We start from the raw sequence: 21,972 nt of genomic DNA on the forward strand, positions 1-21,972 counted from the left end.
CGGCAGTGCCGGGTGAAGCGCACGTGGGCGCAGGGTTTCAGCGCCCGTATCGGTTCAGCCATTCCCGGGACAGCTCGCGCGCGCGCTGGTCGGCGGCGAATACCGCGGCAAGCGATGGCACCGGCACCACCGGCTCCTGATCAAGCACTTGCTCGATCATACTCGCGATCTCCGGGAAGCGGATGCGCCGCTGGAGAAACGCCTCGACCGCCACTTCGTTGGCCGCGTTGAGCACCGCCGGGGCACTGTTGCCCGCCTCGGCAGCCTGCCGCGCCAGGCGCAGGCAGGGAAAGCGCTGTTCGTCGGGCGCCTGGAAATCCAGGCGGGCGATGGCGAACAGGTCGAGCGGCGCGACCCCGGAGTCGATCCGCTTTGGCCAGGCCAGGGCGTTGGCGATCGGCGTGCGCATGTCAGGGTTGCCCAGCTGCGCCAGCACCGAACCGTCTATATAGTCGACCAGCGAGTGGATCACGCTCTGCGGATGCACCACGACCTCGACCTTGGCCGGGACCGCGTCGAACAGCCAGCACGCTTCGATCAGCTCGAGGCCCTTGTTCATCATGCTGGCCGAGTCGACCGAAATCTTGCGGCCCATTGACCAGTTAGGGTGCGCGCAGGCCTGCTCGGGCGTGACGTTCGCCAGCTCCGAGCATGGTGTTTCGCGGAACGGCCCGCCCGAGGCAGTGAGCAGGATGCGCCGCACGCCAACCTCGGCCAGCCCGCGGGCGTAGTCGCCCGGCAGGCACTGGAAAATCGCGTTGTGCTCGCTGTCGATCGGCAGCAGCACGGCGCCACTGCGCCGCACCGCATCCATGAACAGCGCGCCCGACATCACCAGGGCTTCCTTGTTGGCCAGCAGCACCTTCTTGCCCGCCTCGACCGCGGCCAGCGTTGGCCGCAGGCCGGCGGCGCCGACGATCGCGGCCATCACCGCATCCACCTCGGACGCAGCGGCCACCTGGCACAGGCCGGCTTCGCCTTCCAGCACCTCGGTGGCACTGCCCGCCGCCTTCAAGCCTTCGCGCAACCAAGCGGCAGCCTGGGCAGTGGGCACCACGGCAAACACCGGACGGTGCAGCAGGCACAGCTGCAACAGCTCGTCCAGGCGTGAATAACCGGTCAGGGCGAACACCTGGTACTGCTCGGGATGACGCGCGATCACATCCAGCGTGCTCAGGCCGATGGAGCCGGTGGCCCCCAGCACGGTAATGCGCTGAATGGCACTCACATGCCACCCCAGCCCGCGGCCCACAACAGCACGGCGAACAGGGGGATCGCGGCGGTGAGGCTGTCGATGCGGTCAAGCACGCCACCATGGCCGGGCAGCAGGTTGCTGCTGTCCTTGATGCCGGAGCGGCGCTTGAACATGCTTTCGGTGAGGTCGCCGACCACCGAGGCCATGACCACCACCGCGGCGCCGAGCAGACCGAGCAACAGCGCGCCGAAACCCCAGTCGCGCGAGAGGCCGACACCCAGGGTAATCAACAGGCTGGCCGCAAGACCGCCATAGACGCCCTCCCAGCTCTTGCCCGGGCTCACCTGCGGCGCCAGCTTGCGCTTGCCGAAGGCACGGCCCGAGAAGTAGGCGCCAATATCGGCACCCCACACCAGCACCATCACCGCGAGGATCAGCCAGTTGCCCAGCGGCCACAGCTTGAGCAGCATCAGGCCCTGCCAGGCCGGCAGCAGCACCAGCAGGCCGATCAGCAGGCGGCAGGCGGCACTGGCCCACAGCTCGCTGCTGCGCGGATAAGTAAGCACCAGCCAGGTCGCCAGGCCCCACCAGATCACCGAGGCACCCAGCACCCAGGGGGCAAGGTCCGGCATCAGGTACAGCAGCATCAGTGCCCCGGCCACCACGGCGGCATAGGCAAAGCGCAGCGGCTGGGCCATGAGGCCGGCCAGCCGCGCCCATTCCCAGGCACCGACAGTGACCACGAAGCCGATGAACAGGGCGAAATACCCGCCGCTGAGCAGGAAGAATCCCGCCAGGGCGATCGGCATGAGGATCAGCGCGGTAATGATGCGTTGTCTAAGCATTAAGCACGAGCTCCAGCTTCGACCTGCTCGCTGGTTTTCCCGAAGCGACGCTGGCGTGAAGCGAAATCGGCCAGGGCATTGCGCATGGCCTCGTGTTTGAAGTCCGGCCAGTACAGGTCGGAGAAGTACAGCTCGGCGTAGGCGAGCTGCCAGAGCAGGAAGTTGCTGATGCGGTGCTCCCCTCCGGTGCGGATGCACAGGTCGGGCAACGGCAGGTCACCGGTGGCAAGGCACGTCTGCAGCAAGCCCGGGGTGATGTCCTCGGGCCGCAGATGACCGGCCTGCACTTCGCGCGCCAGGCGCTGGGCGGCCTGGGCGATATCCCACTGGCCGCCGTAGTTGGCCGCGATCTGCAGGATGAACCGGCCACTGCCCGAGGTCAGTGCTTCGGCCTCGCGCATGGCAGCCTGCAGCTCAGGGTGGAACCGCGAGCGGTCACCGATGATGCGCAGGCTGATGTTGTTGTCATTGAGGCGCCTGGCCTCACGGCGCAAGGCCGAGAAGAACAACTCCATCAGCGCGCCCACCTCGTCGGCCGGCCGCTGCCAGTTCTCGCTGGAAAAGGCGAACAGCGTGAGCACCTCGACCTTGGCCTCGGCGCACACTTCGATCACCGCGCGCACCGCATCGACGCCGGCCTTGTGCCCGGCAACGCCGGGCAACAGGCGCTTCTTCGCCCAGCGATTGTTACCGTCCATGATGATCGCGACATGACGCGGCACCGAAGACGATGCCGCCAGCTTGGTCTTATCCATGAAAAGTTCTGACCTCAGACGGCCATCAGGTCCTTTTCCTTCGCCTTCACAGCCACTTCGATATCGGCCACGAACTTGTCAGTCAGTTTCTGGATATCATCAGCGGCGCGACGCTCTTCGTCCTCGCTGATTTCCTTCTCCTTGACCAGGTCCTTGAGCTGGCTCAAGGCGTCACGGCGAATATTGCGCACCGCGATGCGGCCGTCTTCGGCAGCGTCACGCGCCTGCTTGGTGAAGCCCTTGCGGGTTTCCTCGGTCAGCGCAGGCATGGTGATCAGCAGCAGCTCGCCCAGGTTGGTCGGGTTCAGGTTCAGGCCGGCACTGCCGATTGCCTTGTCGACCGCCGAGAGCATGTTGCGCTCGAAAGCAACGACCTGCAGGGTGCGCGAATCCTTGACCGTGATGTTGGCCACTTGCTTGATAGGCGTGTCCGAGCCGTAGTAAGGCACCATCACGCCTTCCAGGATGCTCGGGTGCGCAACGCCGGTACGGATGCGGCTGAATGCATGCTGAAGGGACTCCAGCGACTTGGTCATCCGCTCCTGGGCGTCTTTCTTGATTTCGTTGATCATGCTTCGCCTTCCTCGATCAGGGTTCCTTCAGCGCCACCGACAACGATGTTCAGCAGGGCGCCAGGCTTGTTCATGTTGAATACCCGCAATGGCATCTTGTGGTCGCGGCACAGGCAGATTGCGGTCAGGTCCATCACCCCGAGCTTGCGGTCGAGTACTTCATCGTACGTCAGACGGTCGAACTTCTCGGCATGCGGGTCCTTGAACGGATCGGCAGTGTACACACCATCGACCTTGGTCGCCTTGAGCACCACGTCGGCATCGATTTCGATACCGCGCAGGCAGGCCGCCGAGTCGGTGGTGAAGAACGGGTTGCCGGTACCGGCGGAGAAAATTACCACATCACCGGAATTAAGGTGACGGATGGCTTTGCGGCGATCGTAATGATCGGTAACGCCAACCATGGAAATCGCGGACATGACCAGGGCCGGAATGTTCGAGCGCTCCAGCGCGTCGCGCATGGCCAGGCCGTTCATGACGGTCGCCAGCATGCCCATGTGATCGCCGGTGACCCGGTCCATGCCGGCTGCGCTGAGCGCCGCGCCACGGAACAGGTTGCCCCCGCCGATCACCAGGCCGACCTGGACACCGATGCCGACCAGCTGGCCGACTTCCAGGGCCATGCGATCGAGCACCTTGGGATCGATCCCGAACTCTTCCGAGCCCATCAGGGCCTCGCCGCTAAGTTTGAGCAAAATGCGTTTATAGCGAGGTTGGCGACCACTCACCTGCTGAGCCATTGCGAGTCTCTCCTGCGGCTTTTTTCCAAGAATATTCTGCGCGGGCTGTGTAAAGCCAGCTAACTGTAGCGTGGCGCTGCTTCAGCGCCAGCGGAGACAGGCTGGATAAACCTGCTTCCGGTTTGACAAAGAGGCTGCGCGCGTGAGCGGGCAGCCTCTTTGGGGCGACAGACGGGTCTGTCTTACTGCTTGGCAGCGGCCAGCTGAGCGGCAACTTCTTCAGCGAAGTTGTCGACCGGCTTCTCGATGCCTTCACCTACCTTGAAGTAGGTGAACGAAACGATTTCAGCGCCTGCCTTCTTGGCCAGCTCGCCAACCTTGACTTCAGGGTTCTTGACGAACGCCTGCTCGACCAGGCTCGCTTCGGCCAGGAACTTGGAAATACGGCCTTTGACCATGTTTTCCACGATGTTCTCAGGCTTGCCCTTGATCTTCTCTTCGTTCAGCTGCAGGAAGACGCCTTTCTCACGCTCGATGGCCTCGGGAGAAACCTGCGATGGCAGCAGGAACTCTGGGTTGCTGGCAGCCACGTGCATGGCGATGTCCTTGGCCAGCTCGACGTCACCGCCTTTCAGGACAACAGCGACACCGATCTTGTTACCGTGCAGGTAGGTACCGACAACGTCACCCTCAACGCGCACCAGGCGACGGATGTTGACGTTTTCGCCAACCTTGGCGACCAGGGCTTCACGAGCGGCTTCACGCGAAGCGATCAGCGGAGCGGCTTCGGTCAGCTTGTCGGCGAAGGCGGCTTCGACGCTTTCGGCGACGAAGTTCTTGAAGTCGTCTTGCAGGGCCAGGAAGTCGGTCTGCGAGTTCACTTCCAGCAGAACGGCGGCCTTGTCGTCCGCCTTGATGGCGATGGCGCCTTCAGCGGCGACGTTGCCTGCTTTCTTGGCGGCCTTGATGGCGCCCGAAGCACGCATGTCGTCGATGGCCTGCTCGATGTCGCCGCCAGCCTTTTCAAGGGCTTTCTTGCAATCCATCATGCCTTCGCCGGTACGCTCGCGCAGTTCTTTGACCAGCGCTGCAGTAATTGCTGCCATTTCAAAATCCTCTTGGAAAGTTTTTCAACCATTCCACCCGCTCGTCACGGGCGTTCAATTCTGGAAATCCACTGCCTTCATGCCAGTGGGAGCACATGATGCGGCACCCAGGCTGACAGGAGGATTTCAAGGTGGCAAAAAGGGGGCCTAGCCCCCTTTTTGCGTGCCAAGTAGACGCCAGGCGTCAATTACTCGGCAGCAGGTGCCGCCGCTTCTTCAGCGAAGACTTCGGTGCCACCGGCAACATGGTTGCGGCCGCGGATGACAGCGTCAGCCATCGAAGTCATGTACAGCTCGATGGCGCGGATGGCGTCATCGTTACCTGGGATCACGTAGTCAACACCTTCAGGGCTGCTGTTGGTATCGACGATGCCGATGACCGGGATGCCCAGCTTGTTGGCTTCGGTGATCGCGATGCGCTCGTGGTCGACGTCGATCACGAACAGGGCATCAGGCAGGCCGCCCATGTCCTTGATACCACCCAGGCTGCGATCCAGCTTTTCCAGGTCACGGGAGCGCATCAGCGCTTCCTTCTTGGTCAGCTTGGTGAAAGTGCCGTCTTCGGCCTGGACTTCCAGGTCGCGCAGGCGCTTGATCGATGCACGGATGGTCTTGTAGTTGGTCAGCATGCCACCCAACCAACGGTGATCAACGTACGGCGAACCGCAACGAGCAGCTTGCTCGGCGACGATCTTGCCAGCGGAACGCTTGGTGCCGACGAACATGATCTTGTTCTTGCCCTGGGCCAGGCGCTCGACGAACGACAGAGCGTCGTTGAACATCGGCAGGGTTTTTTCCAGGTTGATGATGTGGATCTTGTTACGCGCGCCGAAAATGTACTTGCCCATTTTCGGGTTCCAGTAACGGGTCTGGTGGCCGAAGTGCACACCGGCCTTCAGCATATCGCGCATGTTGACTTGGGACATGATAGTTCCTTGATAAGTCGGGTTGGGCCTCCACGTATCCCAATGACCAACCCGCGATTCCAGCGGAACCGGGGCACCCAGGTCATCGTGTCGACACGTGTGTGGGTTTGTGCTCGCGGGGGCATCCCCGAAAGCGGCGCATGTTATACCACAGAGCGCCCGCAAACGGAACACGGATCACCGTCATCCGTCACCGGCCCGTGCATTGTCGCCCAGATTGCCACCCTGCTCTGCTAGAATCGGGCCTTTCCTGTTTGTTTGCGCCCTGCGCGGCGCCGTAGAGAGCCTGTAATGACCGTAACCATCAAAACCGCCGACGACATCGAGAAGATGCGCATCGCCGGCCGACTGGCCGCCGAAGTCCTCGAAATGATCGAAGAACACGTCAAGCCCGGTGTGACCACCGAGACGCTCGACCGCCTTTGCCACGACTACATCGTCAACGTGCAGAAGGCCATCCCGGCGCCGCTCAACTACAAGGGCTTCCCCAAGTCGATCTGCACCTCGATCAACCACGTGGTGTGCCACGGCATCCCTGGCGAGAAGCCGCTCAAGGAAGGCGACACCCTCAATATCGACGTGACCGTGATCAAGGACGGCTACCACGGCGACACCAGCCGCATGTTCCATGTCGGCACCGTGGCTCCGTGGGCCGAGCGCCTGTCCCAGGTCACCCAGGAGTGCCTGTACAAGGCCATCGAACTGGTGAAGCCGGGCTGCCGCCTGGGCGACATCGGCGAGGTGATCCAGAAGCACGCCGAGAAGAACGGTTTCTCGGTGGTGCGCGAGTTCTGCGGCCATGGCATCGGCAAGGTATTCCACGAAGAGCCGCAGATCCTGCACTACGGCCGGGCCGGCACCGGCATGGAGCTCAAGGAAGGCATGACCTTCACCATCGAGCCGATGATCAACCAGGGCAAGGCCGACACCAAGGTGCTGGGCGACGGCTGGACCGCGATCACCAAGGACCGCAAGCTCTCGGCCCAGTGGGAACACACCCTGGTGGTCACCGCCACTGGCTACGAAATCTTCACCCTGCGCAAAGACGACACCATCGCCCGCACGTCGGCCTGACTTTTTCCAGGAACGCAAGCAGATGCCCCAGGTGGATCCCGATCTGTTCGACCGCGGCCAGTTCCAGGCGGAACTGGCCCTCAAGGCAAGCCCTATCCCCGCCTTCAAGAAAGCCATTCGCCGGGCTGGCGAGGTGCTTGACGCGCGCTTTCGCGGCGGCCGCGAGATCCGTCGCCTGATCGAGGACCGCGCCTGGTTCGTCGACAATATCCTGCAGCAGGCCTGGAAGCAGTTCGACTGGCGCGACCCGTCCGGCATCGCCCTGGTCGCCGTGGGCGGATACGGACGCGGCGAACTGCATCCGGGTTCGGACATCGACCTGCTGATCCTCCTGGGCAGCGAGCAGCACGAACTCTACCGTCCGGCGATCGAGGGTTTCCTCACGCTGCTGTGGGACATCGGCCTTGAAGTGGGCCAGAGCGTGCGCACGGTCGAGGAATGCGTCGAGCAGGCACGCGCCGACCTGACCGTCATCACCAACCTGATGGAAAGCCGCACCATTGCCGGCCCCGAGCCCCTGCGTCAGCGCATGCTCGAAGCCACCAGCACCGCGCACGTGTGGCCCAGCAAGGAGTTCTTCCTGGCCAAGCGGGCCGAACTCAAGGCTCGCCACCACAAGTACAACGACACCGAATACAACCTTGAGCCCAACGTCAAAGGCTCGCCCGGCGGCCTGCGTGACATCCAGACCGTGCTCTGGGTCGCGCGCCGCCAGTACGGCACCCTCAACCTGCATGCCCTGGCAGGCGAAGGCTTCCTGCTGGAAAGCGAGAACGAGCTGCTCGCCTCGTCCCAGGAGTTTCTCTGGAAGGTGCGCTACGCGCTGCACATGCTGGCCGGACGCGCCGAGGATCGCCTGCTGTTCGACCACCAGCGCAGCATCGCCGGCCTGCTAGGGTTCAGCGACGAGAACCCCAAGCGCGCCATCGAGCAGTTCATGCAGCAGTACTACCGGGTGGTGATGAGCATCAGCCAGCTGTGCGACCTGATCATCCAGCACTTCGAGGAAGTCATCCTCGCCGATGACAACGGCAGTACCCAGCCGCTCAACGCGCGCTTCCGCCTGCATGATGGCTACATCGAGGCGGTCAGCGCGAACGTGTTCAAGCGCACGCCGTTCGCCATGCTGGAGATCTTCGTGCTGATGGCCCAGCACCCGGAGATCAAGGGTGTGCGCGCCGATACGGTGCGCCTGCTGCGCGAGCATCGCCACCTTATCGATGACAACTTTCGCAACGATATCCGCAACACCAGCCTGTTCATCGAGCTGTTCAAGTGCGAGATCGGCATCCACCGCAACCTGCGGCGGATGAACCGCTACGGCATCCTTGGGCGTTACCTGCCCGAGTTCGGCCTGATCGTCGGCCAGATGCAGCACGACCTGTTCCACATCTATACAGTCGACGCGCACACCCTCAACCTCATCAAGCACCTGCGCAAGCTGCAGTACACGCCGGTGTCAGAGAAATTCCCGCTGGCCAGCAAGCTCATGGGCCGGCTGCCCAAGCCCGAGCTGATCTACCTGGCCGGCCTGTACCATGACATCGGGAAGGGCCGCCAGGGTGACCACTCGGAGCTCGGCGCGGTCGATGCCCAGGCCTTCTGTCAGCGCCATCAGCTGCCGGCCTGGGACAGCCGGCTGATCGTCTGGCTGGTGCAGAATCACCTGGGCATGTCGACCACCGCCCAGCGCAAGGACCTCTCCGACCCGCAGGTGATCAACGACTTCGCCTCGCTGGTGGGCGACGAGACCCATCTGGACTATCTCTACGTGCTGACCGTGGCCGACATCAACGCCACCAACCCCAGCCTGTGGAACTCATGGCGCGCCAGCCTGCTGCGCCAGCTCTACACCGAGACCAAGCGCGCGCTGCGCCGGGGCCTGGAAAACCCGCTGGACCGCGAGGAGCAGATCCGCCAGACCCAGAGCGCGGCGCTCGACACCCTGATTCGCGAGGGCACCGATCCGGACGATGTCGAACAGCTGTGGTCGCAGCTCGGTGATGACTACTTTTTGCGCCACACCGCCGCCGACGTTGCCTGGCACACCGACGCGATCCTCCAGCAGCCGGCCGACGGCGGCCCGCTGGTGCTGATCAAGGAAACCACCCAGCGCGAGTTCGAGGGCGGCACGCAGATCTTCATCTATGCACCGGACCAGCATGATTTCTTCGCGGTGACCGTGGCGGCCATGTCCCAGCTCAACCTGAACATCCATGATGCCCGCATCATCACCTCGAGCAGTCAGTTCACCCTCGACACCTACATCGTGCTCGACAACGACGGCGGCTCGATCGGCGACAACCCCGTGCGGGTGAGGCAGATCCGCGATGGCCTGACCGAGGCCCTGCGCAATCCCGAGGACTACCCGACCATCATCCAGCGACGGGTGCCGCGCCAGCTCAAGCACTTTACCTTCGCGCCCCAGGTGACCATCCACAACGATGCCCAGCGCCCGGTGACCATCCTCGAGCTGACCGCGCCCGACCGCCCTGGCCTGCTGGCACGTATCGGCCGGATTTTCCTGGAGTTCGACCTGTCGCTGCAGAATGCCAAGATCGCCACCCTGGGCGAGCGCGTGGAAGACGTGTTCTTCATCACCGACGCCGACAACCAGCCGCTCTCCGACCCGCAGCTGTGCGCACGCCTGCAAGAGGCGATCGTGCAGCAGTTGCAGGCCGGCCAGAGCAGCGATGCCAACCCAGCCCGCGTGACCTTTTAACGTTTGACGAGACCCCGCGCCGATGAACCATGCCTTGACCCAGCTTCAGCCCTACCCGTTCGAGAAACTGCGCGCCCTGCTTGGCAGCGTGACGCCCGCGGCAGACAAACGCGCCATCGCCCTGTCGATCGGTGAGCCGAAGCACGAATCGCCGGCCTTCGTCGCCAAGGCCCTGGCCGACAACCTCGACAAGCTGGCGGTCTACCCCAGCACCCTCGGCCTGCCCGCCTTGCGTCAGGCCATTGGCCACTGGTGCGAGCGACGTTTCGGCGTGCCGGCCGGCTGGCTAGATGCCGATCGCCATGTATTGCCGGTCAACGGCACCCGCGAGGCGCTGTTCGCCTTTACCCAGGCGGTGGTCAATCGCGCCGACGATGGCCTGGTGATCAGCCCCAACCCGTTCTACCAGATCTACGAAGGCGCTGCCCTGCTGGCGGGCGCTACCCCGCACTACCTGCCGTGCCTGGACAGCAACGGGTTCAATCCGGACTTTGACGCTGTGCCGGCCGAGGTGTGGCAGCGCTGCCAGATCCTGTTCCTGTGCTCGCCCGGCAACCCCACCGGCGCCCTGGTGCCGATGGATACCCTGAAGAAGCTGATCGCGCTGGCCGACGAGCATGACTTCGTGATCGCCGCCGACGAGTGCTACAGCGAGCTGTACTTCGACGAGGAAAACCCGCCGCCAGGTCTGCTCAGCGCCTGCGCTGAACTGGGCCGCAGTGACTTCTCCCGTTGCGTGGTGTTCCACAGCCTGTCCAAGCGCTCCAACCTGCCGGGCCTGCGCTCCGGGTTCGTGGCGGGGGATGCGAAGATCATCAAGCCATTCCTGCTGTACCGCACCTACCACGGCTGCGCGATGCCAGTGCAGACGCAGCTGGCGAGCGTCGCCGCCTGGCAGGACGAGGACCACGTGCGCGCCAACCGCGATCAGTACCGCGCCAAATACGATGCGGTGCTGGAGATTCTTCAGCCGGTGATGGACGTTCAGCGTCCCGATGGCAGCTTCTACCTGTGGGCCAAGGTCCCAGGGGACGACGCGGCGTTCACCCGCGACCTGTTCGAGCGCGAGCATGTGACCGTGGTGCCAGGATCGTACCTGTCGCGCGAGGTCGATGGCGTCAACCCAGGTGCCGGCCGCGTGCGCATGGCCCTGGTGGCTCCACTGGCGGAGTGCATCGAGGCCGCGCAGCGGATCCGGGAATTCCTGCAGGCTCGCTGAATTTCGCCCCGCGAACTGTGTAAGAGCGGCCGCGTCCCGCTCTTACCTTACATGTCCCAGGTTCGCCTCGCTCATGTCCAGCTCTCCCAGTACCTTGCGCACCACGTCATCCCCGACCTGATGCTGGCGGCGCAGGTTATACAGCTCCAGCCGCTGGGCCCGCAGGGCCTTGAGCCGCAGGCGGCGTTCGAGCTGGTCCATCTGCTGGGCCAGGGCACGGGCCTCATCGCTGTCGTTGTAGCTTTCCAGCGCTTGGCGGTACTCGGCCATCAACCGACCTTTCAGCTCGACGGCCATGGCGGCCTGAGCGGCGTCCTGGGGCGTGCCCGCCTCGACCACCTCTTCTGCTTCAAGCGCGTGGATCGCCGCTTCGGCGGTACGTTTCCAGGCCTCCTGCACTTCCTGCTGCAGTGTCTCGTCCGGACTCTTGTCCACCCCGCGCAGCAACAAAGGCAGCGCCACACAGGCTGACACCAGCGACAGCAGAATTACCCCGGCAGCGATGAAGATCAGCAGGTCGCGCTCGGGAAACGGGCTACCGGCCGCGATCAGCAACGGCACCGACATCACACCCGCCAATGTCACCGCCCCGCGCACGCCACCCAGGGTCAGCAGCCAGCACGAACGCGCGGTAGGCACCAGCACCAGCTCGGGCTTGCCCCTCCAGCGACGAATCACCCCGATGGCCCGCCAGATGCTCTGCACCCAGACAAACCGCAGCAGGATCAACACCCCGAAGATTGCCAGCACGTCCAGGCAGCGATACGCCAGCGTCGGCCACAACGAGGTCTCGTGGCTGGCCACCGCCTTGACGATATCCGGCAGCTGCAAGCCCAGCAGCAGGAAGATCAACCCGTTGAAGGCGAACTCGAGCAACGACCAGACGCTGCGGTTGAGCAGGCGCGTGCTGGTCTGGCGCGGCAACAGGTCGAGCCAGCTCTGCATCATGCCCGCCGCCACCGCCGAGAGGATCCCCGAGGCGCCGAGGCGTTCAGCCAGCACGTAGGCCGCGAAGGGCAGCAACAGCATGAAGACCACGTGGGTGGCCGGATCATCCCAGCCACGGGCGATCATCCACATCCGCAGGCGCCCGACCAGCCAGCTCAGGGCCACGCCCACAGCCAGGCCGCCCAGCGCCACCAGGACGAAGGTCAGGCTTGCCTCGGTCAACGAGAACACGCCGGTGATCGCCGCTGCCAAGGCAAACTTGAATGTCACCAGGCCAGACGCGTCGTTGAGCAGCGCTTCGCCTTGCAGCATATGCATCAAAGGCGTCGGCAGCCGGCCTTGGGTGATCGCCGAAACCGCCACCGCATCGGTCGGCGAAAGCACGGCCGCCAGGGCGAAGGCCACCGGCAGCGGAATGCTCGGGAGGATCCAGTGAATGAAGTATCCGGCGCCGACGACGGTGAACAGCACCAGCCCCACCGCCAGCGTCAGCACCGGCCCGCGCAGCCGCCACAGCTCGCGCTTGGGCATGCGCCAGCCATCGACGAACAGCAGCGGCGGCAGGAACAGGAAGAGGAACAGCTCCGGGTCCAGGGCGACGTGCAAGCCCAGGTTCGGCCAGGCCAGCAGCGCGCCGGCACCGATCTGCACCAGCGGCAATGGCAGGGGAAGCACCCGCCCTACCAGCTTGGAAACGCTTACCAGCATCAGCAGGATGAGGACGGTGTAGGCGGACTGCATGCGGCGGGGTTCCTCTGATGCGAATATGGCGTGGCGATGTTCACGGGGTGGATATTGCCATTTGAAACAATATGTTAATGCGAATGGGGCAGGCTGGCCGCTGTACGAAGGTCGCAGCTGAGGAGGCGACCTGTAACTTGATGTTGCCACGAATGGACATTATGGGTGGATGAGAGTTGCAAGACGGATGTTGCGTGCGGATTCCAAGTGTGCGACCTCATCCCACACCCGTGGCGCTCAATGTACCGATGTCGCATAATCGGGCATCGCATTTCCGGGAGATCTCGAGAAGGCCTGAACACCCGGGCTTTCTCAGTAAATTCAATGGCTCACACCCTCTACGGCATCAAAGCCTGCGACACCATGAAAAAGGCCCGTACCTGGCTTGATGAACAGGCCATCGACTACGCGTTCCACGACTACAAGACCCAGGGCATCGACCGTGACAGCCTCAACCGCTGGTGCGACGAGCATGGCTGGGAAGTAGTCCTCAACCGCGCCGGCACGACCTTCCGCAAGCTCGACGACGCCAGCAAATCCGGCCTCGACCAGGCCAAGGCCGTCGAGCTGATGCTGGCGCAACCTTCGATGATCAAGCGCCCGGTCCTCGACCTCGGCGGCCGTACCCTGGTCGGCTTCAAGCCGGACCTGTACGCCGCCGCCCTAGGCTGACTCAGCCTGCGCACCCACTCCCTATTCGCAAGAGGAAACCGCATGTCCACCACTCTGTTCAGCCTGGCCTTCGGTGTCGGCACCCAGAACCGCCAGGGCACCTGGCTGGAAGTCTTCTACCCGCAACCCCTGCTCAACCCGGCCGCCGAACTGATCGACGCCGTGACGCCGATCCTGGGCTATGAAGGCGGTAACCAGGCGATCACGTTCAGCCCTGCCCAGGCCTCGCAACTGGCCGATGCCCTCAAGCACATCGATGCCACCCAGGCCGCCCTGCTCACCCGCCTGGCCGAAAGCCACAAGCCGGTCGTCGCCACCCTGCTGGCCGAAGACACCACCCTGACCTCGACCCCAGAGGCCTACCTCAAGCTGCACCTGCTGTCGCACCGCCTGGTCAAGCCGCACGGCGTGAGCCTGGCCGGCATCTTCCCGCTGCTGCCGAACGTTGCCTGGACCAGCCAGGGCGCGATCGACCTGGGCGAGCTGGCCGAGCAACAGCTCGAAGCGCGTCTGAAGGGCGAGCTGCTGGAAGTGTTCTCGGTGGACAAGTTCCCGAAAATGACCGACTACGTGGTACCGGCCGGCGTGCGTATCGCCGACAGCGCCCGTGTGCGCCTGGGTGCCTACATCGGCGAAGGCACCACCATCATGCACGAAGGCTTCGTCAACTTTAACGCGGGCACCGAAGGCCCAGGCATGATCGAAGGCCGCGTGTCGGCAGGCGTGTTCGTCGGCAAGGGCTCGGACCTGGGTGGCGGCTGCTCGACCATGGGCACCCTGTCGGGCGGCGGCAACATCACCATCACCGTCGGCGAAGGCTGCCTGATCGGCGCCAACGCCGGCATCGGCATCCCGCTGGGCGACCGCAACACCGTCGAAGCCGGCCTGTACATCACCGCGGGCACCAAGGTGCAACTGCTCGACGAGCAGAACCAGCTGGTCAAGGTGGTCAAGGCACGCGACCTGGCTGGCCAGACCGACCTGCTGTTCCGCCGCAACTCGGTCAGCGGCGCGGTGGAATGCAAGACCCACAAGTCGGCCATCGAGCTGAACGAAGCCCTGCACGCCCACAACTAAGAGCGGGTGTGAAGTGGTAAGATCGGGCCTGGCCTACTGCCAGGCCCGATTTCCAGGTCCCCGATCATGTTCCAGCCTTCCCCTTGGCGCGCTGACTTTCCAGCCATCGACGCCCTGCAGCGGCAGCACCAGACCTACCTGGACAACGCCGCGACCACGCAAAAACCCCAGGCGCTGCTTGACGCCCTCACTCATTATTACGCCCATGGCGCAGCCAACGTGCACCGTGCCCAGCACCTGCCCGGCGCCCTGGCGACCCAGGCCTTCGAGACCAGCCGCGACAAGGTCGCCGCCTGGCTGAACGCCGCCGATGCCCAGCAGATCATCTTCACCCACGGCGCCACATCGGCCCTGAACCTCCTGGCCTATGGCCTGGAATACCTGTTCGAAGCCGGTGACGAGATCGTCATCAGCGCCCTGGAGCACCATGCCAACCTGTTGCCCTGGCAGCAGCTGGCACGGCGCCGTGGCGCTCGCCTGGTCGTGCTGCCACTGGATGCTCACGGACACATCGATCTTGAGCAGGCCTTGCAGCTGATCGGCCCGCGCACCCGCCTGCTTGCCCTCAGCCAGCTGTCCAACGTCCTGGGCACCTGGCAGCCGCTGGCGCCCCTGCTGGCCCATGCCCGCGCCCAGGGCGCGCTGACCGTTGTCGATGGCGCCCAGGGCGTGGTCCACGGCCGTCATGATGTCCAGCAGCTCGACTGCGACTTCTATGTGTTTTCCAGCCACAAGCTGTATGGTCCCGAGGGCGTCGGCGTGATCCATGGCCGCCGCCAGGCCCTGGAGCGTCTGCGCCATTGGCAGTTCGGTGGCGAGATGGTGCAGATCGCCGAGTACCACGCCGCAAGCTTTCGTCCGGCGCCGCTGGGTTTCGAAGCCGGCACGCCGCCGATTGCCGGGGTCATCGGCCTGGGCGCCACCCTGGATTACCTGGGCAGCCTGGACGCGGATGCCGTCGCGACCCACGAGGCCGTCCTGCACCAGCAACTGCTGCGTGGGCTGGCGGAGCGCGAGGGGGTGCGCCTGCTAGGCTCGCCGCAGACGGCGCTGGCCAGCTTCGTCATCGACGGGGTGCATAACGCCGACATTGCCCACCTGCTCACCGAGCAAGGCATTGCCGTGCGTGCCGGACACCACTGCGCCATGCCTTTGCTTCAGGGCCTTGGCCTTGAGGGTGCGATTCGCGTCTCGCTGGCCCTGTACAACGACAGCAACGACCTGCAGCGCTTCTTCGACGCGCTGGACCAAGGCCTGGAGCTGCTGCGATGAGCCTGCCCGTCGAGGCCGGCCAGGCGCTGCAGCGTTTCGAACAGGCCCGCGGCTGGGAGCAGCGCGCGCGCCTGCTGATGCAATGGGGCGAGCATCTGGCGCCGCTTGATGAAGCCGAAAAAGTCGACGCCAACCGCGTGCATGGCTGCGAGAGCCAGGTGTGGCTGGTGGCCGGGCAGCAAGACGGTCAGTGGCATTTCAAGGCAGCCAGCGATGCGCGGTTGCTACGCGGCCTGCTGGCCCTGCTGCTGGTGCGGGTCCAGGGCCTGGACAGCGCCGCGCTGGCGCAACTCGACCTGCGCGCCTGGTTTACCCAGCTGGGGCTCGAGCGCCAGCTCTCGCCCTCGCGCAGCAACGGCCTGCACGCCGTGCTGCAGCGCATGGCTCAGCTGGCGTCTGGCGCCTGAACCTGGCGCTCGGATGGCCGCCGGGCGCCTGCCACCAGTTTCTCCACGGCCTTGCTGGCGGCCACCATGCCAAAGGTCGCGGTCACCATCATCACCGCACCGAAGCCGCCCGAGCAGTCCAGGCGTACCCCTTCACCGACGAAGCTCTTCTGCAGGCAAACGCTGCCATCGCCTTTGGGGTAGCGCAGCTGCTCGGAGGAGAACACGCAGGGCACACCGTAGTTGCGACTGACGTTGCGCGAGAAGTTGTAGTCGCGGCGCAAGGTCGAGCGTACCCGTGAGGCGAGCGGGTCGTTGAAGGTCTTGTTGAGGTCACAGACCTGCACCTGGGTGGGGTCGATCTGCCCTCCCGCGCCGCCGGTGCTGACCACCGCGATCTTGCGCCGCCGGCACCAGGCAATCAGGGCCGCCTTGGCCATCACGCTGTCGATGCAGTCGAGCACACAGTCCATCTGCTCGGTGATGTACTCGCTCATGGTGTCCCGGGTCACGAAGTCCGCCACCGCATGCACCGTGCAGGCAGGATTGATCGCCCGCAGCCGCTCGGCCATGACCTCGACCTTTGGTCGCCCTATCTCACCGTCCAGGGCATGGGCCTGGCGGTTGACGTTGCTGACGCAGACATCATCCAGGTCGAACAAGGAGATCTCGCCCACCCCGCTGCGCGCCATGGCTTCCGCCGCCCACGAGCCGACGCCGCCAATCCCGACGATTGCCACATGGGCCTGGCGCAAGCGCTGCAGGCCCTCGTCGCCATACAGCCGGGCGACGCCGGCGAAGCGTGGATCTTCTGTACTCATGGTGTCACCCCGAAAAAACCGGCGCGCATTATAGGCCGCCAAGCAGGCGATGGCATCAACACCGGGCCTGCAGATTGGTATTGGCCGGTTCAATGCTTTAATGTCCAACGTAATTGATAGATTTGGACTACAACAGGCCGGGCAAGAACTTCGGCCCGCGCAGAAAATCCAACTCTTGTGTCTTCCGGACAAGCGTAGATCCCGCGGTCCGGCAGCGTCCGTCCGTTTCCGCCTTCGGAACCTCCACACCTTATGTCATCGCGTAAATTTGGAATCAACCTGGTGGTGGTCCTGGCCATCGCCGCGCTGTTCACCGGGTTCTGGGCCCTGATCAATCGCCCGGTAACGGCTCCTGCCTGGCCGGAACAGATTTCCGGCTTCTCCTACTCGCCGTTTCGCCTGGGACAGAGCCCGCAACGTGGCCAGTACCCCGACGAGGCCCAGTTGCGCCAAGACCTGGAGCAGATGAGCAAGCTGACCGACAGCATCCGCATCTACACGGTCGAAGGCACCCAGGACCAGATCCCGCGGCTGGCTGAAGAACTCGGCCTGCGAGTGACCCTGGGGGTGTGGATCAGCCCGGACATCGAGCGCAACGAACGCGAGATCGCCAAGGCCATCGAGCTGGCCAATACCTCGCGCAGCGTGGTGCGGGTCGTGGTGGGCAACGAGGCGCTGTTCCGCGAGGAAGTCACCCCCGAGGGGCTGATCCAGTACCTGGACCGGGTGCGGGCGGCCGTCAAGGTGCCGGTGACCACCAGCGAGCAATGGCACATCTGGAAGGAACACCCCGAGCTCGCCGACCACGTCGACCTGATCGCCGCGCACATCCTGCCCTACTGGGAATTCGTGCCGATGAGCGACTCGGTGGAATTCGTGCTCGATCGCGCCCGCGAACTCAAGCAGCAGTTCCCGCGCAAGCCACTGCTGCTGTCGGAAGTTGGCTGGCCGAGCAACGGGCGCATGCGCGGCGGCGCCGACGCCACCCAGGCGGACCAGGCCATTTACCTGCGCACCCTGGCCAACACGCTCAATCGCCGGGGCTACAACTATTTCATCATCGAAGCCTACGACCAACCGTGGAAGGCCAGTGACGAAGGCTCGGTAGGCGCATACTGGGGCGTGTTCAACGCCGAGCGCCAGCAGAAATTCAATTTCGAAGGGCCCGTGGTCGCGATCCCGCAGTGGCGCGTGCTGGCGGTCGGCTCGGTGGTGCTGGCGATGCTCGCCCTGACCTTGCTGCTGATCGATGGCTCGGCCCTGCGCCAGCGCGGCCGCACCTTCCTTACCTTCACCGCGTTCCTGTGCGGGTCGGTGCTGGTGTGGATCGGCTACGACTACAGCCAGCAGTACAGCACCTGGTTCAGCCTGACCGTCGGTTTCCTGCTGGCCTTGGGCGCGCTGGGCGTATTCATCGTGCTGCTCACCGAAGCCCATGAACTGGCCGAGACGGTCTGGACGCACAAGCGACGGCGGGAGTTCCTGCCCGTGCAGGCCGACAGCGCCTACCGTCCGAAGGTCTCGGTGCATGTGCCGTGCTACAACGAGCCACCGGAAATGGTCAAGCAGACCCTCGATGCGCTGGCCGCCCTCGACTACCCGGATTTCGAGGTGCTGGTCATCGACAACAACACCAAGGATCCCGCTGTGTGGGAGCCGCTCAAGGCCCACTGCGAACTGCTCGGCGAGCGTTTCAGGTTCTTCCACGTCGCGCCCCTGGCAGGCTTCAAGGGCGGCGCGCTGAACTACCTGATCCCGCACACCGCCAAGGACGCCGAAGTGATCGCGGTGATCGACTCGGACTACTGCGTCGACCGCAACTGGCTCAAGCACATGGTGCCGCACTTCGCCGATCCGAAGATTGCCGTCGTGCAGTCGCCGCAGGACTACCGCGACCAGAACGAAAGCGCCTTCAAGAAGCTGTGCTACAGCGAGTACAAAGGCTTCTTCCACATCGGCATGGTCACCCGCAACGACCGTGACGCGATCATCCAGCATGGCACCATGACCATGACCCGCCGTTCGGTGCTCGAGGAGCTCGGCTGGGCTGACTGGTGCATCTGCGAGGATGCCGAGCTTGGCTTGCGCGTCTTCGAGAAAGGCTTGTCCGCCGCCTATGCCCACAACAGCTATGGCAAGGGCCTGATGCCCGACACCTTCATCGACTTCAAGAAGCAGCGGTTCCGCTGGGCCTATGGCGCCATCCAGATCATCAAGCACCACACCACCGCGCTGTTGCGTGGCAAAGGCACCGAGCTGACCCGCGGTCAGCGCTATCACTTCCTGGCCGGCTGGCTGCCGTGGGTGGCCGATGGCATGAACATCTTCTTCACCCTCGGCGCCTTGCTCTGGTCGGCGGCGATGATCATCGTGCCCCAGCGGGTCGACCCGCCGCTGCTGATCTTCGCGATCCCCCCGCTGGCGCTGTTCGTGTTCAAGGTGGGCAAGATCATCTTCCTGTACCGCCGCGCCGTGGGCGTCAACCTCAAGGACGCCTTCGCGGCCGCCCTGGCAGGCCTTGCCCTGTCACACACGATCGCCAAGGCCGTGCTGTATGGCTTCTTCACCAGCAGCATGCCGTTCATCCGCACGCCCAAGCACGCTGACAGCCATGGGTTGCTGGTTGCGATCGCCGAGGCGCGCGAAGAGTTGTTCATCATGCTGTTGCTGTGGGGTGCGGCGGGCGGCATCTACCTGGTGCAGGGCCTGCCGAGTTCGGACATGCGGTTCTGGGTGATCATGCTGCTGGTGCAGTCGCTGCCGTACCTGGCGGCGTTGATCATGGCGTTCCTGTCGTCGCTGCCCAAACCTGTGGAGCACCGCCAGGAAGTGCCAGTCGCCTGATACGTCGCCCCCTGTAGGGCCGCTCCCACATCAGGTGAACTGCTCTCACAAAGGCCGCGCCCACGGGATGGAAGCGCGGCCCACCCATTTGCTATAAGATAACGCCCCAGTTTTTTCCCGCCTTGCCTTGCCCGGAGTCCTACATGACGGCACCAGCCGACCTCTCGCCAACCCTGCAATTGGCCTGCGACCTGATTCGTCGCCCTTCGGTGACCCCGATCGATGCCGATTGCCAGAAACAGATGATGCAGCGCCTGGGTGATGCCGGTTTTGCCCTGGAGCCGATGCGGATCGAGGACGTCGACAATTTCTGGGGCACCCATGGGACCCAGGATGGTCCGGTGCTGTGCTTCGCCGGCCACACCGACGTGGTGCCCACCGGCCCGGTGCAAGCGTGGCAGCACGAGCCCTTCGATGCGCTGATCGACGCCGACGGCATGCTCTGCGGGCGCGGCGCAGCGGACATGAAGGGCAGCCTGGCAGCCATGGTGGTGGCGTGCGAGCGTTTTGTCGCCGACCATCCCGACCACCGCGGCAAGGTCGCGTTCCTGATCACCAGCGACGAAGAAGGTCCCGCTCACCATGGCACCAAGGCCGTGATCGAGCGCCTCGCCGCGCGTGGCGAGCGCCTGGACTGGTGCATCGTCGGCGAGCCTTCGAGCACCAACCTGGTCGGTGACGTGGTCAAGAACGGCCGCCGCGGCTCGCTCGGCGCCAAGCTGACCGTGCACGGTGTGCAGGGCCACGTGGCCTACCCGCACCTGGCGCGCAATCCGATCCACCTGGCCGCGCCGGCGCTGGCGGAACTTGCCGCCGAGCACTGGGATGAGGGCAATGCCTTTTTCCCGCCCACCAGTTTCCAGATCTCCAACCTCAATTCCGGCACCGGCGCCACCAACGTGGTACCGGGCGATCTGACCGCGCTGTTCAACTTCCGCTTCTCCACCGAGTCGACCGTCGAAGGCCTGCAGGCACGTGTCGCGGCAATTCTGGACAAGCACCAGCTGCAGTGGACGATCGAATGGGCGTTGTCCGGCCTGCCGTTCCTGACCGAACCGGGCGAGCTGCTCGATGCGGTATCGGCCAGCATCAAGGCCATCACCGGCCGCGAGACCCAGGCCTCGACCAGCGGCGGCACCTCCGACGGGCGCTTCATCGCCACCCTGGGTACCCAGGTGGTAGAGCTGGGCCCGGTCAACGCCACCATCCACCAGGTCAACGAACGGATCCTGGCCAGCGACCTCGATGTGCTGACCGAGATCTACTACCAGACCCTGGTACGGTTGCTCGCCTGATGCTTACCTGTCCCCTGTGCAGCGCCGCCCTCTCGCGTGTCGACAACGGCGCGGTGTGCCCGGCCGGACACCGTTTCGACCGTGCCCGCCAGGGCTACCTGAACCTGCTGCCCGTGCAGCACAAGAACAGCCGTGACCCGGGCGACAACCAGGCCATGGTCGAGGCGCGCCGCGACTTTCTCGACGCCGGCCACTATGCGCCCGTGGCACGGCGGCTGGCGGAACTGGCCGCCGAGCGCCAGCCCGGTCACTGGCTCGACATCGGTTGCGGCGAAGGCTATTACACCGCGCAGATCGCCCAGGCCCTGCCAGAGGCTTGCGGCTACGCGCTGGACATCTCGCGTGAAGCGGTCAAGCGTGCCTGCCGGCGCGATCCGGCGGTCACCTGGATGGTCGCCAGCATGGCCCGCGTGCCGCTCGCCGATGCCAGCTGCCAGTTCATCGCCAGTGTCTTCAGCCCGCTCGACTGGCAAGAGGCCCTGCGTCTGCTGAGCCCTGGCGGCGGCCTGATGCGCGTCGGCCCGACCAGCGGCCACCTGATGGAGCTGCGCCAGGTGCTCTACGATGAGGTACGCCCCTATGCCGACGACAAGCACCTGGCGCTGGTCCCCGAAGGAATGCGGCATGCCCACAGCGAAACCCTGAATTTCCGCCTGGAGCTCGCCGAGGCCAGCGCCCGCGCCAACCTGCTCGCCATGACCCCGCACGGCTGGCGCGCCAGCGCCGAACGCCGGGCCCTGGTGATCGAGCAGGCCGAGCCGCTGGTGGTCACGGTTTCCATGCGATACGACTATTTCGTGCGTCAAGACTGAGCACCCGGAG

The 21,972-nt window shown here is 64.6% G+C and carries 19 protein-coding genes; 10 read left to right on the forward strand and 9 right to left on the reverse strand.

Annotation, left to right across the window (positions count from 1 at the left end; genetic code table 11):
* Nucleotides 1-37 precede the first annotated feature (37 nt).
* The 7 genes from ispC to rpsB form a co-directional block, all read right to left on the reverse strand.
* A complete protein-coding gene (gene ispC, locus VJS90_RS14805) occupies nucleotides 38-1,228 on the reverse strand; it encodes a 1-deoxy-D-xylulose-5-phosphate reductoisomerase (RefSeq protein ID WP_324122393.1) in 1,191 nt (396 codons plus the stop codon).
* A complete protein-coding gene (locus VJS90_RS14810; protein WP_324122394.1) occupies nucleotides 1,225-2,040 on the reverse strand; it encodes a phosphatidate cytidylyltransferase in 816 nt (271 codons plus the stop codon). The genes ispC and VJS90_RS14810 overlap by 4 nt, the downstream gene beginning before the upstream one ends.
* A complete protein-coding gene (uppS, locus tag VJS90_RS14815) occupies nucleotides 2,040-2,795 on the reverse strand; it encodes a polyprenyl diphosphate synthase (protein WP_324122395.1) in 756 nt (251 codons plus the stop codon). The genes VJS90_RS14810 and uppS overlap by 1 nt, the downstream gene beginning before the upstream one ends.
* A 14-nt stretch (nucleotides 2,796-2,809) precedes the next feature.
* Nucleotides 2,810-3,367, reverse strand: a complete 558-nt coding sequence (gene frr / locus VJS90_RS14820) for a ribosome recycling factor (RefSeq protein ID WP_324122396.1) — start codon at nucleotides 3,365-3,367, stop codon at nucleotides 2,810-2,812.
* Nucleotides 3,364-4,107 carry a UMP kinase gene (pyrH, locus tag VJS90_RS14825; protein ID WP_324122397.1) on the reverse strand — a complete coding sequence of 248 codons (744 nt, stop codon included), beginning with the start codon at nucleotides 4,105-4,107 and terminating at the stop codon, nucleotides 3,364-3,366. The genes frr and pyrH overlap by 4 nt, the downstream gene beginning before the upstream one ends.
* Before the next feature lie 182 nt (nucleotides 4,108-4,289).
* The gene (gene tsf, locus VJS90_RS14830) at nucleotides 4,290-5,153 is read right to left on the reverse strand and encodes a translation elongation factor Ts (protein ID WP_324122398.1); all 864 of its coding nucleotides are present in this window, start codon (nucleotides 5,151-5,153) and stop codon (nucleotides 4,290-4,292) included.
* 188 nt (nucleotides 5,154-5,341) lie between these two features.
* Nucleotides 5,342-6,079: a 30S ribosomal protein S2 gene (rpsB, locus tag VJS90_RS14835; protein WP_158459585.1), complete on the reverse strand. Its 738-nt coding sequence runs from the start codon at nucleotides 6,077-6,079 to the stop codon at nucleotides 5,342-5,344.
* A 291-nt stretch (nucleotides 6,080-6,370) separates the two neighbouring features.
* Between rpsB and map the strand changes: the two genes are divergently transcribed.
* The 3 genes from map to dapC are packed head-to-tail and all read left to right on the forward strand — an operon-like array spanning nucleotide 6,371 to nucleotide 11,094.
* A complete protein-coding gene (gene map, locus VJS90_RS14840) occupies nucleotides 6,371-7,153 on the forward strand; it encodes a type I methionyl aminopeptidase (protein ID WP_324122399.1) in 783 nt (260 codons plus the stop codon).
* Between the two features lie 22 nt (nucleotides 7,154-7,175).
* Nucleotides 7,176-9,875, forward strand: a complete 2,700-nt coding sequence (locus tag VJS90_RS14845; RefSeq protein ID WP_324122400.1) for a [protein-PII] uridylyltransferase — start codon at nucleotides 7,176-7,178, stop codon at nucleotides 9,873-9,875.
* A gap of 22 nt (nucleotides 9,876-9,897) precedes the next feature.
* Entirely contained in the window at nucleotides 9,898-11,094 is a 1,197-nt protein-coding gene (gene dapC, locus VJS90_RS14850; protein ID WP_324122401.1) for a succinyldiaminopimelate transaminase, read from the forward strand.
* Between the two features lie 42 nt (nucleotides 11,095-11,136).
* Here dapC and VJS90_RS14855 read toward each other — a convergent pair whose 3' ends face one another.
* Complete coding sequence (locus VJS90_RS14855) at nucleotides 11,137-12,783, reverse strand: Na+/H+ antiporter (protein WP_324122402.1); 1,647 nt, start codon at nucleotides 12,781-12,783, stop codon at nucleotides 11,137-11,139.
* Nucleotides 12,784-13,107: 324 nt separating this feature from the next.
* On the opposite strand from VJS90_RS14855, the gene VJS90_RS14860 reads away from it, so the two are divergent.
* The 4 genes from VJS90_RS14860 (at nucleotide 13,108) to VJS90_RS14875 (ending at nucleotide 16,211) form a co-directional block, all read left to right on the forward strand.
* Nucleotides 13,108-13,455 (forward strand): ArsC family reductase, encoded by a 348-nt coding sequence (locus VJS90_RS14860; RefSeq protein WP_324122403.1) that lies wholly within the window; start codon nucleotides 13,108-13,110, stop codon nucleotides 13,453-13,455.
* 42 nt (nucleotides 13,456-13,497) lie between these two features.
* Nucleotides 13,498-14,532, forward strand: a complete 1,035-nt coding sequence (gene dapD / locus VJS90_RS14865) for a 2,3,4,5-tetrahydropyridine-2,6-dicarboxylate N-succinyltransferase (RefSeq protein WP_324122404.1) — start codon at nucleotides 13,498-13,500, stop codon at nucleotides 14,530-14,532.
* Between the two features lie 66 nt (nucleotides 14,533-14,598).
* Nucleotides 14,599-15,804, forward strand: coding sequence for a cysteine desulfurase (locus tag VJS90_RS14870; protein WP_324122405.1), 1,206 nt, complete (start codon nucleotides 14,599-14,601; stop codon nucleotides 15,802-15,804).
* Complete coding sequence (locus VJS90_RS14875) at nucleotides 15,801-16,211, forward strand: SufE family protein (RefSeq protein WP_324122406.1); 411 nt, start codon at nucleotides 15,801-15,803, stop codon at nucleotides 16,209-16,211. Before VJS90_RS14870 ends, VJS90_RS14875 begins: the two co-directional genes overlap by 4 nt.
* Here VJS90_RS14875 and tcdA read toward each other — a convergent pair.
* Nucleotides 16,190-17,011: a tRNA cyclic N6-threonylcarbamoyladenosine(37) synthase TcdA gene (tcdA, locus tag VJS90_RS14880; RefSeq protein ID WP_324122407.1), complete on the reverse strand. Its 822-nt coding sequence runs from the start codon at nucleotides 17,009-17,011 to the stop codon at nucleotides 16,190-16,192. The genes VJS90_RS14875 and tcdA overlap by 22 nt on opposite strands.
* Before the next feature lie 252 nt (nucleotides 17,012-17,263).
* Here tcdA and VJS90_RS14885 point away from each other — a divergent pair, with 252 nt between their 5' ends.
* The 3 genes from VJS90_RS14885 to VJS90_RS14895 all read left to right on the forward strand — a co-directional run bounded on the left by VJS90_RS14885 (nucleotide 17,264) and on the right by VJS90_RS14895 (nucleotide 21,962).
* Entirely contained in the window at nucleotides 17,264-19,855 is a 2,592-nt protein-coding gene (locus tag VJS90_RS14885) for a glycosyltransferase (protein WP_324122408.1), read from the forward strand.
* 143 nt (nucleotides 19,856-19,998) lie between these two features.
* Nucleotides 19,999-21,150 carry a succinyl-diaminopimelate desuccinylase gene (dapE, locus tag VJS90_RS14890; RefSeq protein ID WP_324122409.1) on the forward strand — a complete coding sequence of 384 codons (1,152 nt, stop codon included), beginning with the start codon at nucleotides 19,999-20,001 and terminating at the stop codon, nucleotides 21,148-21,150.
* Nucleotides 21,150-21,962, forward strand: coding sequence for a putative RNA methyltransferase (locus VJS90_RS14895; protein WP_324122410.1), 813 nt, complete (start codon nucleotides 21,150-21,152; stop codon nucleotides 21,960-21,962). Before dapE ends, VJS90_RS14895 begins: the two co-directional genes overlap by 1 nt.
* Nucleotides 21,963-21,972 lie beyond the last annotated feature (10 nt).

Source organism: Pseudomonas sp. (assembly GCF_035277045.1).
Lineage (GTDB): Bacteria > Pseudomonadota > Gammaproteobacteria > Pseudomonadales > Pseudomonadaceae > Aquipseudomonas.